Consider the following 15,438-nt stretch of genomic DNA (forward strand, 5'->3'; position numbering starts at 1 on the left):
CGTGGCAGTGGCCGGTGGCGTCCGGCCCGAAGGAGGAGGTCCCATGGTCAAGCGCTCCATCCGCGCCTACGTCGAGCTCGCCGCCGGGCTCGGCGAGACGACGCGCGCCCGGGCGGTCGAGGCGGCACAGCAGCTCGTCGCCTTCGCCGGGTCGAGCGGGTCGCCCTCGGCGGTGACGGCACAGGTCGAACGGGTCGCCGGTGAGCTGCTCAGCACTGCCGAGCGCAACCGGACCCAGCTGACGGGGCTCATCGAGCGCGAGGTGGACGCCGCGGTGCAGCGCCTCGACGCCGCGCGCCTGCGTGCCGACGTGCAGTCCCTCGCGGCCCGGGTCGCAGCCCTGGCAGCCCAGCTCGAGGAGGTGGGGCGCTCTGCGGGGACGCGCAGCTCTGAACGGAGCCGGTCCGCGGTGCCTGCACCGGATGCCGGAGCGCCCGCGGGCGTGACGTCGTCCTCGGCGACGGTGATGCCGGTGGCGAGCACCCCCGCGCCCAAGGCCCCCGCGAAGACGTCGGGCGCGAGGAAGGCGCCGGCCAAGAAGTCCGCGGCGGCGAAGACCTCGGCGGCGAAGACCCCCGCGAAGACGTCGGGCGCGAAGAAGGCGCCGGCCAAGAAGTCCGCGGCGACGAAGACCTCGTCGACGAAGACTGCGGCGGCGAAGACCTCCGCGACGAGGTCCGGCGCGAAGAAGGCGACGGCCAAGAAGTCTCCGGCGGCGAAGACCTCGGCGGCGAAGACGCCCGCGAAGAGGTCCACAGCGCCCGCGACCCGCAAGGGCAGCTCGTGAGCGACCAGCCCGAGGACCGTCCGGAGACCGGCGACCTCGTCATCGACTCCGCGCTCGCCGAGCTCGCCGCGTCGCCGGAGGTCGACCTCGACGCCCAGCTCGCCGCGGGCGAGGAGGTCCAGCGCACCCTGCGCTCGCGTCTCGGTGACCTCGGAGACTGACATCGCGCGGCTCGACGCCGAGCTGGTGCGCCGGGGGATGGCCCGCTCCCGAGGCGACGCCCGCGACCTCGTGCGCACGGGCCTGGTCCGGGTCGCCGGGGTCGCCGCGCGCAAGCCGTCCCAGGCCGTCGACGCCGATACCGACCTCGCGGTCGACGACGCGGCCCCCCGGTGGGTCGGGCGGGCGGCGCACAAGCTCCTCGCGGCCCTGGACCACTGGGCGCCGCGAGGGCTCACCGCGCAGGACCGCCGGTGTGTCGACGTCGGGGCCTCCACCGGCGGCTTCACCGAGGTCCTGCTCGCCCGAGGGGCCCGCCGCGTGGTCGCCGTGGACGTCGGGCACGGCCAGCTCGTGCCCACCCTCGCCGCCGACCCGCGGGTCGAGGACCGCTCCGGCACGAGCATCCGGGGGCTGCGGGCCGCCGACGTCGGTGGCCCCGCGGACCTCGTCGTCGCCGACCTGTCGTTCATCTCGCTCACGCTCGTGGCGAGCGACCTGGCCGGGCTGCTCGACGAGGGCGGCGACCTGCTCGTCCTCGTCAAGCCACAGTTCGAGGTGGGCAGGGCGCGGCTGGCCTCGAGCGGAGTGGTGCGCGAGCCCGCCGAGCGCGCCGCGGCGGTCGAGAGGGTCATCGCCGCCCTCGAGGCCACGGGCGTGGCGGTGCACGGCCTCATCCCGAGCCCGATCAGCGGCGGCGCCGGCAACGCCGAGTACCTCGTGTGGGCCCGCCGAGCGGCATCGGGGAGAATGAGCCCGGACGAGGTCGCCGCAGCCGTGCGGGCGGCCACCGCGCGGCCCCCGGGAGGACGAGAATGACGAGCCCGTCCCGCCGCGTGCTCCTCGTCACCCATGCCACCCGTCCCGACGCCCAGGAGCTGGCCGCTGCGGTCGCCTCCCGGCTGCTGTCCTCGGGGATCGGCGTGTGCGCCCCGCTGGCCGACCTCGAGGACACGCCCCTGGGCGCCGTCGAGGGTGTCGGCGGGGTCGACGAGCGCGCCGACGGCATCGACTGCGAGCTCGTGTGCGTGCTCGGCGGCGACGGCACGATCCTGCGGGGCGCGGAGCTCTCCCGGGGCTCGGGGGCTCCGCTGCTCGGGGTCAACCTGGGCCACGTGGGCTTCCTCGCCGAGGCCGAGCGCGAGGACCTCGACGCCACGGTCGAGCGCATCTGTGCACGCGACTACCGGGTCGAGGAGAGGATGACCCTCGACGTGCGCGCCCGGCGAGGGGGCGAGCTCGTCTTCTCCTCGTGGGCGCTCAACGAGGTGAGCGTCGAGAAGGCCGCACGCGAGCGGATGCTCGAGCTCACCGTCGAGATCGGCGGCCGCCCGCTGTCGACCTGGGGCTGCGACGGGGTCGTCGTCGCCACCCCGACCGGGTCGACCGCCTACGCCTTCTCGGCGGGCGGGCCGGTCGTGTGGCCCGACGTCGAGGCGCTGCTCGTCGTCCCGATCAGTGCCCACGCGCTCTTCGCCCGCCCTGTCCTCGTCGGTCCCGAGACGCACGTCGCCCTCCAGCTGCTGCCGGACAGCGACGCCGAGGCCGTTCTGTGGTGCGACGGGCGCCGAGCCGTCGCCCTCCCGCCGGGGGCCCAGGTCGAGGTCGAGCGCTCCGGACAGCCGGTCCGGCTCGCCCGGCTGTCCGACGGGGGCTTCACCGACCGCCTCGTCGAGAAGTTCCACCTCCCCGTCCACGGGTGGCGAGGTGGGGCGCGCTCCCAGCGGCCCGGGGAGGGGCCCACGCGGTGATCGAGGAGATCCGCATCCGCGACCTCGGGGTCATCGACGAGGCCGTCCTGCCTCTCCACCCCGGGCTGACGGTGCTCACCGGCGAGACCGGAGCCGGCAAGACGATGGTCGTCACCGGGCTGGGGCTGCTGCTCGGGGGCCGGGGGGACTCGGGCCTGGTGCGCGCCGGCGCCCGGCGCACCGTCGTCGAGGGTGTGCTCGACCTGCCCGCCGGACATCCGGCGCTCGTCCGCGCCGAGGAGGCCGGGGCCGACACCGGCGACGGGCTCGTCCTGGTCCGCACGGTGGGCGCCGACGGTCGCTCGCGGGCCCACGTGGGCGGGCGGGCGGCGCCCGTCGGGGTCCTCGGCGACCTCGCCGAGCACCTCGTCGCCGTCCACGGCCAGGCCGACCAGTGGCGGCTGCGACGGACCGAGGAGCACCGCGAGGTGCTCGACGCCTTCGGCGGCCCCGAGGTGGCCGAGGCCCTGGCGACCTACCGGGCGGTGCACGCCGAGCTGCAGGAGACCGAGGCCGAGCTCGCCGACCTGCGCACCGCCGCGGAGGCCCGCGCCCGGGAGGCCGAGAGCCTCCGGCTCGGTCTCGAGCGCATCGAGGCCGTCGACCCGGCACCGGCCGAGGACGCGCTGCTGCGGGCCGAGTCCGACCGTCTCGGACACGCCGAGGAGCTGCGTGCGGCCGCGGGCGCGGCGCACACCGTGCTGCACGGCTCCGAGGACGACGTCACCGGTGGCGGCACCCTCGAGGCGCTCGCGCAGGTCTCCGCCGGGCTCATGGCCGCGGCATCCACCGACCCGGCCCTCGCCGGGCTCGTCTCCCGGGTCGACGAGATCCGCTACCTGGCCGCGGACGTGGCCGCGGACCTCGGCTCCTACCTGGCCGACCTCGACGTCGACCCGGCCCGGCTGGACCAGGTCGAGCAGCGGCGCGCGCGGCTGACCGAGCTGACCCGTCTCTACGGGCCGACCGTCGAGGACGTCCTCGCCTGGGCGGGGACCGCCGCGGCCCGGGTCGCCGAGCTCGAGGGCACCGGCGACCGCATCGAGGAGCTGGCGGAGCGGGTCGCAGCCCTCTCGACGAGACGCGCGCACGCCGCCTCCACCCTCACCGAGCGCCGCCGAGCGGCGGCCGTCGCTCTCGGGGAGCGGATCACCGCGGAGCTCGGGCACCTCGCCATGGGGACGGCCACCGTCTCGGTGGCCGTCGAGGACGCCGGCCGGTTCGGCGCCGACGGTGCCGACACCGTCGAGGTCCGGTTGGCGCCCGGACCCGGCGCTCCGGCACGGTCGGTCACCCGGGCGGCCTCGGGAGGCGAGCTGTCGCGGGTGATGCTCGCGGTCGAGGTGGCGACGAGCGAGGCCGGCCCCGCCGTGCCGACCTTCGTCTTCGACGAGGTCGACGCCGGAGTGGGCGGGCGTGCCGCCCTCGACGTCGGGGCCCGGCTGGCCGCGCTGGCCCGGCACGCCCAGGTCGTCGTCGTCACCCACCTCGCCCAGGTCGCGGCGCACGCCGACCGCCACCTCGTCGTCGAGCGGGCCGACGACGGCCACGTCACCCGCAGCATGGTCCGCGAGGCGACGGGAGAGGAGCGGGTCGCCGAGCTCGCGCGGATGCTCGGCGGGTCGGGCACCGAGGCAGCCCTCGAGCACGCGCGCGACCTGCTCGGTCGCGCCCGGGCCTGACCGGTCGTGGCACGATGGTGCAGATGTCCATCCGTCTCCCGAGCCGTCGTGACCCCACCGAAGGGTGCTCCGGGCCCGCTCGCGTCGACCGACGGACCAAGAACCTCACCAAGCGCCTCAGGCCCGGGGACGTCGCGGTCATCGACCACACCGACATCGACCGGGTGAGCGCCGAGGCGCTCGTCGCGTGCCGTCCGGCGGCGGTCGTCAACGCTGCCGCCTCGACCTCCGGGCGCTACCCGAACCTCGGCCCGGAGATCATCGTCGCCGCCGGCATCCCGCTGCTCGACCGGGCCGGCCCCGAGGTGATGGAGCTCAAGGACGGGACCACCGTCCGCGTCGAGGACGGAGGGTTGCTGCGCGGCTCGACACCGGTGGGCGCCGGCCGGCTGCTCGACGCCGACGCGATCCAGGAGGCGATGACCCTGGCGCGTGCCGGGCTGTCGGCCGAGATCGAGGCGTTCGCCGAGAACACGATGGACTACCTGCGCCGCGAGCGCGAGCTGCTCTTCGACGGGGTGGGGGTCCCCGACATCCGCACGGAGATCGACGGCCGCCACGTCCTCATCGTCGTCCGGGGGTACCACTACAAGGAGGACCTCGAGACGCTGCGGGCCTACATCCGGGAGTACAAGCCGGTCCTCATCGGGGTCGACGGCGGCGCCGACGCGCTCATCGAGGCGCGGCACACCCCGGACCTCATCGTCGGTGACATGGACTCGGTCTCGGACGCGGCGCTGCGCTGCGGCGCGGAGATCGTCGTCCACGCCTACCGGGACGGCAACGCACCGGGGGTGGCCCGGGTGCGAGCCCTCGGTGTCGACCCCGTGGTCTTCCCCGCGACGGGCACCAGCGAGGACGTCGCCATGCTCCTCGCCGACGACAAGGGGGCCTCGCTCATCGTCGCCGTCGGAACCCACGTGACGCTCGTGGAGTTCCTCGACAAGGGGCGCTCGGGGATGGCCAGCACCTTCCTCACCCGGCTGCGGGTCGGAGGCAAGCTCGTCGATGCCAAGGGTGTCAGCCGGCTCTACCGCACCCGCATCTCGTCGCTGAGCATCGCCTTGATGCTCCTCGTCGGGCTGCTCGCGCTCGGGGCCGCCCTGTGGTCCACCGCCGGGGGCCGCGCCATGCTCGAGGTCCTCGCGGCCTGGGCCGACGACCTGGGGACCGCCCTCGAAGGAGTGTTCGGGTGATCGACTTCCGCTACCACCTCGTCTCCATCGTCTCGATCTTCCTCGCGCTCGCGGTGGGGATCGTGCTCGGGGCGGGGCCGCTCAAGGGCGAGATCGGCTCCACCCTGCAGAACGAGGTGGCCGGGCTGCGCGAGGACAAGGCCCAGCTGAACGACGAGCTCGCCGACGCCGACACCGAGGCCGAGGCGCGCAGCTCCTTCCTCGACGCGGTCTCCGGACGCGTGGTCGGCGGGTCGCTGACCGCGCGCTCGGTCGCGCTCGTCGTGCTGCCCGGCGCCGACGCGTCCGTCAGCGAGGCCGTCACCGACATGCTCGGCACCGCCGGAGCCACGGTCTCCTCGACGACGTCGGTCGGCGAGGACTGGGTGACGACGGACGAGGCCACCGCCGGCGCCCGGGACCGGGCCGTCGAGGAGGTCACTGCGCAGACCGGCGTCGAGACGACCGGCGACTCGAGCGACCCGCGGGACGTGCTGCTCGCCCGGCTGCTCACCCGCACCGCGCCCGCCGGCGACAGCGGGCCGGACGACGCGACCGCCCGGGAGGGCCTCCAGACGCTCGCGGACGACGGGCTGATCTCCCTCGACGCGCCCGACTTCACGCGGGCCGACCTGGTCGTCGTCGTCGCGGGCACCGTCTCCGACGGTGACGAGGCCGCGCAGACCGAGACCGCGCAGCGGTGGGTGGCTCTCGCGCAGGCACTAGACGACGCCTCCCGGGGCGTCGTGCTCGCGGCGGACCTCGACGGCGAAGGCGACGGCGTCTCGGTGCTGGCCAGCCTGCGGGACTCCTCCACGGCGGACGCGGTCTCCTCCGTCGACGACACCGGGGACCCGATGGGCCAGGCGAGCGTGGTGTACGCACTCGTCGAGCAGGACGGTGGAGGCGCCGGGCAGTACGGGCTGGGTCCGGGCACGGACGCGGCGTTCGCCCCGGTACCGCAGTCGTGAGGCCTGCGGGTGCGGCGGCCGGGGTCCTCGCGGCGGTCGTGACCACAGGGGCGCACCGGGCGCTCGTCGCCCGGGTGCGCTCGCGCCGGTGGGAGCGCACCAACCACGCGGGACGGACGGTCACCCTGCTCGAGGGGCCGGCCTTCGTCGCCGGAGCGGCCGCCGGGGCCACCCTCGGCGGCGCACCCGGGCTCCTCGCCGCCGTCGGGGCCGGGGCCTTCGGTGCCCTCGACGACCTCGCCGGCGACAGCGGCTCCAAGGGGTTGAAGGGCCATCTCGGCGCTGCCGCCCGCGGAGAGCTGACCACCGGTGCGGTCAAGATCGCTGGTCTCGGTCTGACCGGCCTGGCCGCCGCGGCGCTCGCCGACCGTGGCCGGGGCGAGGCGAGCACGCTCGACACCCTCGTCGGCGCGGGCGTGGTCGCCGGCAGCGCCAACCTCGCCAACCTCCTCGACCTCAGGCCGGGACGGGCGCTCAAGGCGACCGCCCTCGCCGGCACGCCGATCGCCCTGGGCGGTGGGGCCGGTGCCGCGAGCGCCGGTGCTGCCGTCGGTGCGGCGCTCGCCGCCCTCGGCCCCGACCTCGCCGGCCGCTCGATGCTCGGCGACACCGGGGCGAACGCGGCGGGCGCGCTCGTCGGTGTGGCCCTCGTGCACGGCTGTGGACGGCGCGGCCGCCTCGGCGCGCTGGCCGTGCTCGTCGCGACCACCCTGGTCTCGGAGCGGGTCAGCTTCACCGCAGTCATCGAGTCCACGCCGGTGCTGCGCGAGCTCGACGCGTGGGGCCGGGGGGGTCGATGACCCGGCAGCGGGCCGCCCTCGGGGTCGCCGGGGCGGCGGGCCTGATCTCCGTGGTCACCCTCCTCGCGCGGGTGGCCGGTTTCGGCCGGGTGATCGTCTTCTCGGAGTCGGTCCGGGCCAAGGGCGTCGGCAGCATCTACCAGAGCGTCAACGCGCTGCCCAACGTCGTCTACGAGGTCGCGGCGGGCGGCACCCTCGCGGCGGTCGCCGTCCCGCTCATCGCCCACCACCTCGGTGCCGGCGACCGGGACCGGGCCGACCGCCTGGCGTCGGTGCTCCTCACGTGGACGCTCGCCGTCCTCGTGCCCCTCGCCGCGCTGCTGTTCCTGCTCGCCGGCCCCGTCGTCGGCTGGCTGGTCGAGGCGCGGGACCCCGGTTCGCTGGCGGTCGGCCGGAGCCTCCTGCGCATCTTCGCCGTGCAGGTCCCGCTCTACGGGGTGGGCATCGTCCTCACCGGGCTGCTGCACGCCCACCGCCGCTTCCTCCTCGCCGCGCTCGCGCCGCTGCTGTCCTCGGTGCTCGTCCTCGTGAGCTACCTCTGGTACGGCGCGATCGTCCGGGGGGAGACCTCGGCCGCAGTGGTCCCCGACCGGGCCGTGGCCGTCCTCGGCTGGGGCACGACGCTCGGCGTCGTCGTGCTGTCCCTGCCGCTCGTCGTCCCCGCGATGCGGACCGGATGGCGGTGGCGTCCCGGCCTGCGGCTCGAGCCGGCCGACCGCCGCCGGATCGGGCACCTGGCCGGTGCCGGGGTCCTGGCCCTGCTCGCCCAGCAGGCCACCGTCCTCGTGACCCTCTGGCTCGCCAACCACTCGATCGACCACGGCGTCGCGAGCATCTACGCGTACGTCCAGGCCGTCTACCTGCTCCCCTACGCCGTCCTCGCCGTGCCGATCGCGCAGAGCACCTTCCCGGGCATCGCCCTCGGTCACGCCGGGGGCGCAGACGTCGCGCCGACGCTCGCCCGCGCCCTGCGGGCGGTCCTCGTCCTCACGGGGGTCGCGGCCGGTGTCCTCGTCGCCGCCGCGCCGGCCATCGGTGCCTTCTTCGGCATCCTCGACGCCCGCAAGGGTGCAGCGGGTGCGAGCCCCGCGGCCATCGCCGCCCTGCCCGGCGCCCTCGTCGCCTATGCCCCAGGGCTCGTCGGCTTCGGGCTCCTCGCCCTGCTCACCCGGGCCCTCTACGTCCGGGGGCGCCCGCTGCACGCCGCGGCGGCCGCTGCGGCGGGCTGGGGGGTCGCCGCCCTGCCGCCCCTGCTGCTCGTCGGCGGGCACGCAACGGCCGGTGCCGTCCTGCGGGCCCTGGGCCTGGCCTCGAGCGCCGGGATGACCCTCGCCGGCGTCGCGCTCGTCCTGCTCGTCCGTCGCGTCTGGGGGAGCGAGGTGACGCGCGGGCTCGGGCGCACGGCCGGCGCGGTCGTCGTGGCCCTCGCGCTCGCGGTGGTCGTCGGTGACCTCGTGACACACGGGCGGACCTACGACGGCGTGCTCGACACCGTCGTGTGGGGCGTCGTCGCCGGTGGTGCCGCGCTGCTCACCGCGCTGCTCGCCGTCTTCTACGGCGACCGGGCGATGATGGGGGAGATCCGCGAGCGAGGCCGGGCGGCCCGGCGAGGAGGGGGTGTGGGATGAGGGTTGCGCTGCTCGTAGGCCCGAGCACCGGCGGGATCGGCACCCACGTCGTCGAGCTCGCCCGCGAGCTACGGGCCCTCGGCGAGGACGTGCTCGTGGTGACCTCGCCGGTCACCGCCGAGCGGTTCGGCCTGGTGGACGCCGCGCTGTTGTGGCCGGGCGAGGACGCCGGGACGCCGGGTCGGCTGCGCCGGCTGCGCGCCGTCCTGGCCGCTTCCGACGTCGTCCACGCCCACGGGCTGCAGGCCGGCGTCGTCGGCGCCCTGCTCGCACCGCGCACGGTGCCGCTGGTGACCAGCCTGCACAACGACCTGGCCTGGGCTGGGGGTGCGCGGGCCAGGGTCGTGGACCGGCTGTTGCGGTACGTGGCCGGCCGCTCGGTGCTCGTGTCCGGCGCCAGCAGCGACCTGGTGGAGCTGGCGCGTGAGCACGGGGCGCGTCGCGCCGAGCTCGCGCCGGTCGGCTCCCCGTTCGTCCCGGGCCTCCTCGCCGAGGCACCTCTCGGTGCCGAGGAACGGGCAGTCGAGGCCGAGCGGCTGCTCGCGGGCCGTGGTGTCACGGGCACAGGTCCGCTCGTCCTGACGATCTCGCGGATCGCGCCGCAGAAACAGCTGGAGACCCTCGTCGCCGCGGCCGCCGCGGTGCGAGACGCCACCTGGGTCCTCGCCGGCGACGGCGTCGCCCGGCTGCGCGAGGATCTCGTCGCCGCCGCGGCCCACGCCGGAGCACCGCTGTGCGTCATCGGCCCGGTCGCCGACCCCAAGGCCTGGGTGCGCGCGGCCGAGGTCTTCGTCCTGACGAGCCGGTGGGAGGCCCGGGCCCTCGTCGTGCAGGAGGCGATGGCCGCCGGCACGCCGGTCGTCTGTCCGGCGGTGGGCGGTCTCGTCGACCTCGTCGACGGGGTGGGCAGGCTCGTCCCTCCCGAGGACGCCCTGGCCGTCGCGGAGGGTGTCCGCGGGCTCCTGGAGGACCCGTCGGCGCGAGAGGAGCTCTCCCAGGCGGGCCGCTCCCGGGCCGCCGGATGGGAGAGCGGCGAAGAGTCCGCGTGTCGGTGGCGGGGTTGGTACCGCGAGGCCGGCGCGGGATGACGTATCGTTGAAGCCCGTGGTGCTTCAGACGAAACAGATCTTCGTGACCGGAGGCGTCGCCTCCTCGCTCGGCAAGGGCCTCACCGCCTCGAGCCTCGGGCACCTGCTGCGGGCTCGCGGCCTACGGGTGACGATGCAGAAGCTCGACCCCTACCTCAACGTCGACCCCGGCACGATGAACCCCTTCCAGCACGGCGAGGTGTTCGTTACCGACGACGGCGCCGAGACCGACCTGGACATCGGGCACTACGAGCGCTTCCTCGACGTCAACCTGCGCGGCAGCGCCAACGTCACGACCGGCCAGGTCTACAACCGGGTCATCCAGAAGGAGCGCCGCGGCGAGTTCCTCGGCGACACCGTCCAGGTCATCCCGCACATCACCAACGAGCTCAAGGAGCGGATGCGCGCCCAGGCCGCCGGCTCGCCGGGGGTCGCACCGGCGGACGCGCCGGACGTCATCATCACCGAGATCGGGGGGACGGTCGGTGACATCGAGTCCCTGCCCTTCCTCGAGGCCGCCCGCCAGGTGCGTCACGACCTCGGGCGCGACAACGTCTTCTTCCTCCACGTCTCCCTCGTGCCCTATCTCGCCCCGAGCGGCGAGCTGAAGACGAAGCCGACGCAGCACTCCGTCGCCGCGCTGCGCCAGGTGGGCATCCAGCCCGACGCCCTCGTCCTGCGCGCCGACCGGGACATCCCGGACTCGATCAAGCGCAAGATCAGCCTGATGTGCGACGTCGACCTCGAGGCCTGCGCCGCCGCGGTCGACGCCCCGAGCATCTACGACATCCCCAAGGTCCTGCACCGCGAGGGCCTGGACGCCTACGTCGTGCGCCGGCTCGGGCTGACCTTCCGCGACGTCGACTGGACCGCCTGGGACCTCCTGCTCGAGCGGGTCCACCACCCCGAGCACGAGGTGGAGGTGGCCCTCGTCGGCAAGTACGTCGACCTGCCCGACGCCTACCTCTCGGTCAGCGAGGCCCTGCGCGCCGGGGGGTTCCACCACGACGCCAAGGTGCGCCTGCGCTGGGTCACCTCCGACGACTGCGAGACCGAGACGGGCGCCCAGAAGGCTCTCGGCGGGGTCGACGCGGTGCTCGTTCCCGGTGGTTTCGGCGTCCGCGGCATCGAGGGCAAGGTCGGGGCGCTGCGCTGGGCGCGTGAGCGGCAGGTCCCGAGCCTCGGCATCTGCCTGGGGCTGCAGTGCATGGTCATCGAGTTCGCGCGCACCGTCGCCGGGATCGAGGGGGCCAGCTCGACCGAGTTCGACCCCGAGACACCGCATCCGGTCATCGCGACGATGGAGGAGCAGAAGGCTTTCGTCGAGGGGGCGGGTGACCTCGGCGGCACGATGCGGCTCGGCAGCCAGCGCGCGCAGCTGCGGGAGGGGACGATCGTCGCGCAGGCCTACGGCACGCCCACCGCCGACGAGCGCCACCGGCACCGCTACGAGGTCAACGAGGGCTACCGCGAGCAGCTCGAGGCGGCGGGTCTGGTCATCAGCGGCACCCACCCCGACCTCGGGCTCGTCGAGTTCGTCGAGCTGCCCCGCGACGTGCACCCGTACTACGTCGCGACCCAGGCCCACCCGGAGTTCAAGTCCCGGCCCACGCGCGCCCACCCCCTCTTCGCCGGGCTGATCGGCGCGGCACTCGACCAGCAGCGGGCCTCCCGGCTGGTCGAGGTGGAGCGCCCGCGGACCGCGGAGGCAGCGGAGGCGCGTGCCTGAGCCGCTGCGCGACCGGCTGGAGCGGCGGCCGGTCCTGGCTTCCCGCCGCGCCTTCGAGGGCCGCGTCTGGGACGTGCGCAGCGACCGGGTCGACCTCGGGGAGGCCGGGGTGGTCACCCGCGACTACGTCGAGCACACCGGGGCGGTGGCCGTGCTCGCCCTCGACGAGCAGGACCGCGTCGTCGTGATCCGGCAGTACCGCCACCCGGTCGGCGCGTTCGCCTGGGAGATCCCCGCCGGGCTGCTCGACGTCGACGGGGAGCCGGCGCACGTCACCGCCGCCCGCGAGCTCTACGAGGAGGCCGACCTGCGCGCCGGGCGCTGGGCGACGCTCGTGGACCACTGGTCCTCGCCGGGCGGCTCGAGCGAGAGCCTGCGGATCTTCCTGGCGCGCGACCTGGAACAGGTGCCGGACGGCGAGCGGCACGAACGGACGGGGGAGGAGCTCGGGATGCCGCAACGCCGGGTTCCCCTGGAGGAGCTCGTGGCCGGCGTCCTCGAGGGGCGGCTGCACAGCCCGACCCTCGTCATCGCGGTGCTTGCGGCCGAGACGATGCGCCGGGGCGGCTGGTCCGGACTGCGGCCCGCCGAGGCGCCGTGGCCCGAGCGCAGCCCCGGTCGGGCTCCGCGGGACGCGGGTCAGCCCCCGCCGCCGGCGTAGAGCGTCACGACCTCCGCCTCGCCCAGGGCCCGCGCCCAGTAGGCGGCGTCGTCGAGCGCGCCGTCGAAGCGGCCGCTGCCAGGCCCCGGCCACCATCCCGCCGCCTCGTAGCCGACACGCAGGTCCCCGGCGTAGGCCGAGCTGCGGACCGTGGAGGACCCCGCCGGTGCGCCGTCGAGGTAGAGGCGCATGACACCGTCGGACACCGTGGCCGTCGCCAGGTGCCAGCGCCCGTCGGCGACCCGCGCCCGGCTGGTCACCGTGCGGGTGCTCCCCGTGTAGGTGCTGTCGGAGAAGACGCCGAGGACCAGGCGCCCGTCGTCGACATAGAGATGGCGCTCTCGTGAGGTCCACCCGGTGTCGGAGAACCCGATGAGATCACCGCGCGAGGCGGTGGTGCGGAACCAGACCGAGAGGGAGAAGGAGCCCGCGACCGACAGTCGTGGCCCCTCGACCCCGCCGGTGAGCCCGTCCAGGTCGAGCGCGCGACCGCCGTCCGCCGTGCACGGCACCGACCTCGAGGAGCTGGCCCCCCACCAGCTGTACGAGCCGTCCAGGCCGTGACCGGAGGCGTCGGAGACCCGCCCACGGGCCGTGCGCTCCTCGAACGGGTAGTACAGGGCGGGACCGGTGGTGAGCACCGCGGTGCGGCACGAGACGACCGCGGCCGTCAGATGGGCGACGGGTGAGCTGGTGCTCACCGCGAAGGACGCCCCGGTCGAGGTGGCGAACAGGCCCCCGAGGAGGACCGCGGGCGTGAGCAGCCGCGCCGTCCAGGCGCCAGGAGGTGCGTTGGACGCACCGACCGGCTCTCGCTCGCTCGCGGCGGGTGGAGGCTGCGATGGAGCACTGCCTCCGTCGCCCGGTCCGCCGCGGCCGGTCGTCGGTGCCGACCCGGCGGCGCGCCGCAGGTCCCGGTCGAGGCCGGTGGCCAGACCGAGCAGCGCCAGCCCGGCGAGCATCCCGCCCAGCCGCAGCCATTCGCCGCCGCGGACCCACAGCACCGGCAGCCCCGCGTACGGCACGCGCAGGGCGGCGACCCCGTGCACGGAGCCCGAGGTCACCGCGCTGGAGTCGACCTCCCGGTTGGCGTCACCCTTGAGGACCAGCCGGCCCGCGTCGTCGCGCCGGACCACGCGGTGCAGCCGGAGCCGGCCGGGGTGGTCGGGGTCGTCGACGAGGAGGACCTGGGGCGGGGCGACGGTGGCCGGGTCCACCGGGCGGGTCACGATGATGTCGCCCACCCTGATGGCGGGCGCCATGGAGCCGCTGACGACCGTCGTCGGCTGCCACCCGAGCAGGGCCGGCAGCGTGCTCCAGGCGGCCAGGCCGACGACGAGAACGACCCCGGACCGGGCGAGCGCGGCGACGAGGAGCCGCACCCACGCCAGGAGCGGTGAGCTGCTCCTGCGCGGGGGTCGAGCGCTGGGCACGGGGGTCGTCGGTGGCCGGTCAGCTGTTCTGGGCCTCCCAGGTGAACCCGATGCTCGCCGTCCCGCCCTGGACACTGTTGGGGGCGTCCGGGTCGAAGGCCAGGTCGAACTTGTACACGCGGCTCTGCTCCCCGCCCGCGGGCGACCAGGTGCCGACGCCCGTGCTGTACCCGGTGTGGCTGCTGCCGAAGTCGGCGACGCTGCCGCTGTAGACGGTGGCGCCCGAGGACGCCGGGGTGAAACCGTCGCAGCTGCCGAACGAGCCGCCCGTGCCCTGGGTGACATCGAGCGCGAGCTCGTCGGCGAGGTCCTTGGTCGTCTCGTAGCTCGTGCCGTAGAGCCTGACGGCCGAGGGGAGGGAGCCGGTGGAGGTCACGGCGATGCACTTGCTGCCCGCGTCGCCCGGCTTCATGTTCGACACGTCGAACGCGGCCGTCCCCGCGTCGTCGTCGGTGAGCTCGACGGTGCCGGCTGCCCAGTTCCCGGTGGGGTTGGACGTCGTCGCGGAGAAGGCCGAGTGTGAGGCCGTCGCGACGAGCCCGGCGCTGGCGAGGAGGGCCACGGGGGCAGCGCCCCAGGCGGCGATCCGGGCCAGGCGGGCGGAGGGGGTGAACATGACAGGTCTCCTGACGATCGTGACGTGGTGACGAAACGGCATTTCCCGGAGGGGTGCGGCCGGACGCTGGTGTGGTCCACCAGACCCCCCTGCCACCCTGCCAGGGCTCGCCGGTCACCGGATCGGTGGTTCGGCCAGGGACGGGTCGGCCGAACCACCCCCCTCGCTGGTAGAACGGGTCGATGTACCTGGAGAACCTCTGCCTCGACGCCGGTGAGCCCCTGGAGCTCGCCGCCTTCTGGGAGGGGATGCTCGGGGGTGGCCGCCTTGCCCACGGGCCCGACCTCGTCGAGCTGCGCCTCGACGTCGAGGGCGGCGCCTCCCTGGACCTCTGCCTCCCGCGGGTGCCCGGCGGGCGTACGGGCCCCGGGCGGCTGCTCCTGCGGCTCGCCGCCGGTTGCGAGCAGGCGCAGGAGCGGGCCCGCGCGCTCGGCGCCCGCCGGCTCGGCCCCGGCGGGGGCAGGCCCGCGGCGACGCTGGCCGACCCCGAGGGGCAGCCGTTCGAGCTCGCGCCGGCGGGCACGGGCCACGGCGGCGTCGACCTCGCCGCCATCGTCCTGGAGAGCGCCGACCCCGGTCGAGACCTGGCCTTCTGGCAGTGGGCCACCGGATGGGAGCAGGTGGACGGGGCCGCCGCGACCCTGCAGCGCCGAGACGGCGAGGGGCCACGGCTGACGTTGCGCGCCGAGCAGGCACCCAAGGGCGGCCGCGAGAAGAACCCGGCGCATCTCGACATCCGGCTCGAGGGGGAGGACGAGCTCGAGGCCGCCCTCGACCACGCCCGCCACCTCGGCGCCCGTGAGCTCGACCACGGCTGGGGGCCGCTGCCGTGGCGCGTGCTGCTCGACCCCTCCGGCAACGAGGTCTGCCTGCTTCCGGCGCGCTCCTGAGCGGGCGGCCGACGGCCGCCGGTGTCCGAATCCGGTTCGGACCGGACGGACCGCGTCCGTAGGATGGC

15 protein-coding genes are annotated in these 15,438 nt (G+C 75.3%); 13 read left to right on the forward strand and 2 right to left on the reverse strand.

The window, feature by feature from the left end; translation table 11 throughout:
• The first annotated feature begins 43 nt into the window (after positions 1-43).
• The 12 genes from G8D98_RS01120 to G8D98_RS01175 are packed head-to-tail and all read left to right on the forward strand — an operon-like array spanning position 44 to position 12,431.
• Entirely contained in the window at positions 44-787 is a 744-nt protein-coding gene (locus G8D98_RS01120) for a DNA-binding protein (protein ID WP_166097980.1), read from the forward strand.
• On the forward strand, positions 784-948 hold the full coding sequence (locus G8D98_RS01125) for a hypothetical protein (RefSeq protein ID WP_166097982.1): 165 nt from the start codon (positions 784-786) through the stop codon (positions 946-948). The genes G8D98_RS01120 and G8D98_RS01125 overlap by 4 nt, the downstream gene beginning before the upstream one ends.
• Positions 932-1,765 (forward strand): TlyA family RNA methyltransferase, encoded by an 834-nt coding sequence (locus tag G8D98_RS01130; RefSeq protein ID WP_229661715.1) that lies wholly within the window; start codon positions 932-934, stop codon positions 1,763-1,765. The genes G8D98_RS01125 and G8D98_RS01130 overlap by 17 nt, the downstream gene beginning before the upstream one ends.
• Entirely contained in the window at positions 1,762-2,697 is a 936-nt protein-coding gene (locus G8D98_RS01135) for an NAD kinase (protein WP_166097985.1), read from the forward strand. The genes G8D98_RS01130 and G8D98_RS01135 overlap by 4 nt, the downstream gene beginning before the upstream one ends.
• A complete protein-coding gene (gene recN, locus G8D98_RS01140; protein ID WP_166097986.1) occupies positions 2,694-4,379 on the forward strand; it encodes a DNA repair protein RecN in 1,686 nt (561 codons plus the stop codon). Before G8D98_RS01135 ends, recN begins: the two co-directional genes overlap by 4 nt.
• Positions 4,380-4,402: 23 nt before the next feature.
• A complete protein-coding gene (steA, locus tag G8D98_RS01145; RefSeq protein ID WP_229661714.1) occupies positions 4,403-5,575 on the forward strand; it encodes a putative cytokinetic ring protein SteA in 1,173 nt (390 codons plus the stop codon).
• Entirely contained in the window at positions 5,572-6,525 is a 954-nt protein-coding gene (locus tag G8D98_RS01150; protein WP_166097991.1) for a copper transporter, read from the forward strand. The genes steA and G8D98_RS01150 overlap by 4 nt, the downstream gene beginning before the upstream one ends.
• Positions 6,522-7,325, forward strand: coding sequence for a hypothetical protein (locus G8D98_RS01155; protein ID WP_166097993.1), 804 nt, complete (start codon positions 6,522-6,524; stop codon positions 7,323-7,325). Before G8D98_RS01150 ends, G8D98_RS01155 begins: the two co-directional genes overlap by 4 nt.
• Complete coding sequence (murJ, locus tag G8D98_RS01160) at positions 7,322-8,953, forward strand: murein biosynthesis integral membrane protein MurJ (protein ID WP_166097996.1); 1,632 nt, start codon at positions 7,322-7,324, stop codon at positions 8,951-8,953. Before G8D98_RS01155 ends, murJ begins: the two co-directional genes overlap by 4 nt.
• Complete coding sequence (locus G8D98_RS01165) at positions 8,950-10,041, forward strand: glycosyltransferase family 4 protein (RefSeq protein ID WP_229661713.1); 1,092 nt, start codon at positions 8,950-8,952, stop codon at positions 10,039-10,041. Before murJ ends, G8D98_RS01165 begins: the two co-directional genes overlap by 4 nt.
• Positions 10,042-10,057: 16 nt before the next feature.
• On the forward strand, positions 10,058-11,770 hold the full coding sequence (locus tag G8D98_RS01170; protein WP_166097998.1) for a CTP synthase: 1,713 nt from the start codon (positions 10,058-10,060) through the stop codon (positions 11,768-11,770).
• Positions 11,763-12,431, forward strand: coding sequence for an NUDIX domain-containing protein (locus G8D98_RS01175; RefSeq protein WP_166098001.1), 669 nt, complete (start codon positions 11,763-11,765; stop codon positions 12,429-12,431). Before G8D98_RS01170 ends, G8D98_RS01175 begins: the two co-directional genes overlap by 8 nt.
• Here the strand turns inward: G8D98_RS01175 and G8D98_RS01180 are convergent.
• A complete protein-coding gene (locus G8D98_RS01180) occupies positions 12,410-13,864 on the reverse strand; it encodes a LamG-like jellyroll fold domain-containing protein (protein ID WP_166098003.1) in 1,455 nt (484 codons plus the stop codon). The two genes, G8D98_RS01175 and G8D98_RS01180, sit on opposite strands and share 22 nt — an antisense overlap.
• Before the next feature lie 19 nt (positions 13,865-13,883).
• Complete coding sequence (locus G8D98_RS01185) at positions 13,884-14,480, reverse strand: TasA family protein (RefSeq protein WP_166098006.1); 597 nt, start codon at positions 14,478-14,480, stop codon at positions 13,884-13,886.
• A 182-nt stretch (positions 14,481-14,662) separates the two neighbouring features.
• On the opposite strand from G8D98_RS01185, the gene G8D98_RS01190 reads away from it, so the two are divergent.
• The gene (locus tag G8D98_RS01190) at positions 14,663-15,370 is read left to right on the forward strand and encodes a VOC family protein (RefSeq protein ID WP_166098008.1); all 708 of its coding nucleotides are present in this window, start codon (positions 14,663-14,665) and stop codon (positions 15,368-15,370) included.
• The last annotated feature ends 68 nt before the right edge of the window (positions 15,371-15,438 follow it).

Source organism: Phycicoccus endophyticus (genome assembly GCF_011326735.1).
In the GTDB taxonomy this organism is placed as follows: Bacteria; Actinomycetota; Actinomycetes; order Actinomycetales; family Dermatophilaceae; genus Phycicoccus; species Phycicoccus endophyticus.

What these genes read in the sequence shown, in the direction of transcription:
- murJ (WP_166097996.1), top strand. Translation starts at nt 7,322, where the DNA reads ATGACCCGGCAGCGGGCCGCCCTCGGGGTCGCCGGGGCGGCGGGCCTG.
- G8D98_RS01120 (WP_166097980.1), top strand. Translation starts at nt 44, where the DNA reads ATGGTCAAGCGCTCCATCCGCGCCTACGTCGAGCTCGCCGCCGGGCTC.
- G8D98_RS01190 (WP_166098008.1), top strand. Translation starts at nt 14,663, where the DNA reads ATGTACCTGGAGAACCTCTGCCTCGACGCCGGTGAGCCCCTGGAGCTC.
- G8D98_RS01165 (WP_229661713.1), top strand. Translation starts at nt 8,950, where the DNA reads ATGAGGGTTGCGCTGCTCGTAGGCCCGAGCACCGGCGGGATCGGCACC.
- G8D98_RS01135 (WP_166097985.1), top strand. Translation starts at nt 1,762, where the DNA reads ATGACGAGCCCGTCCCGCCGCGTGCTCCTCGTCACCCATGCCACCCGT.
- G8D98_RS01185 (WP_166098006.1), bottom strand. Translation starts at nt 14,480, where the DNA reads ATGTTCACCCCCTCCGCCCGCCTGGCCCGGATCGCCGCCTGGGGCGCT.
- steA (WP_229661714.1), top strand. Translation starts at nt 4,403, where the DNA reads ATGTCCATCCGTCTCCCGAGCCGTCGTGACCCCACCGAAGGGTGCTCC.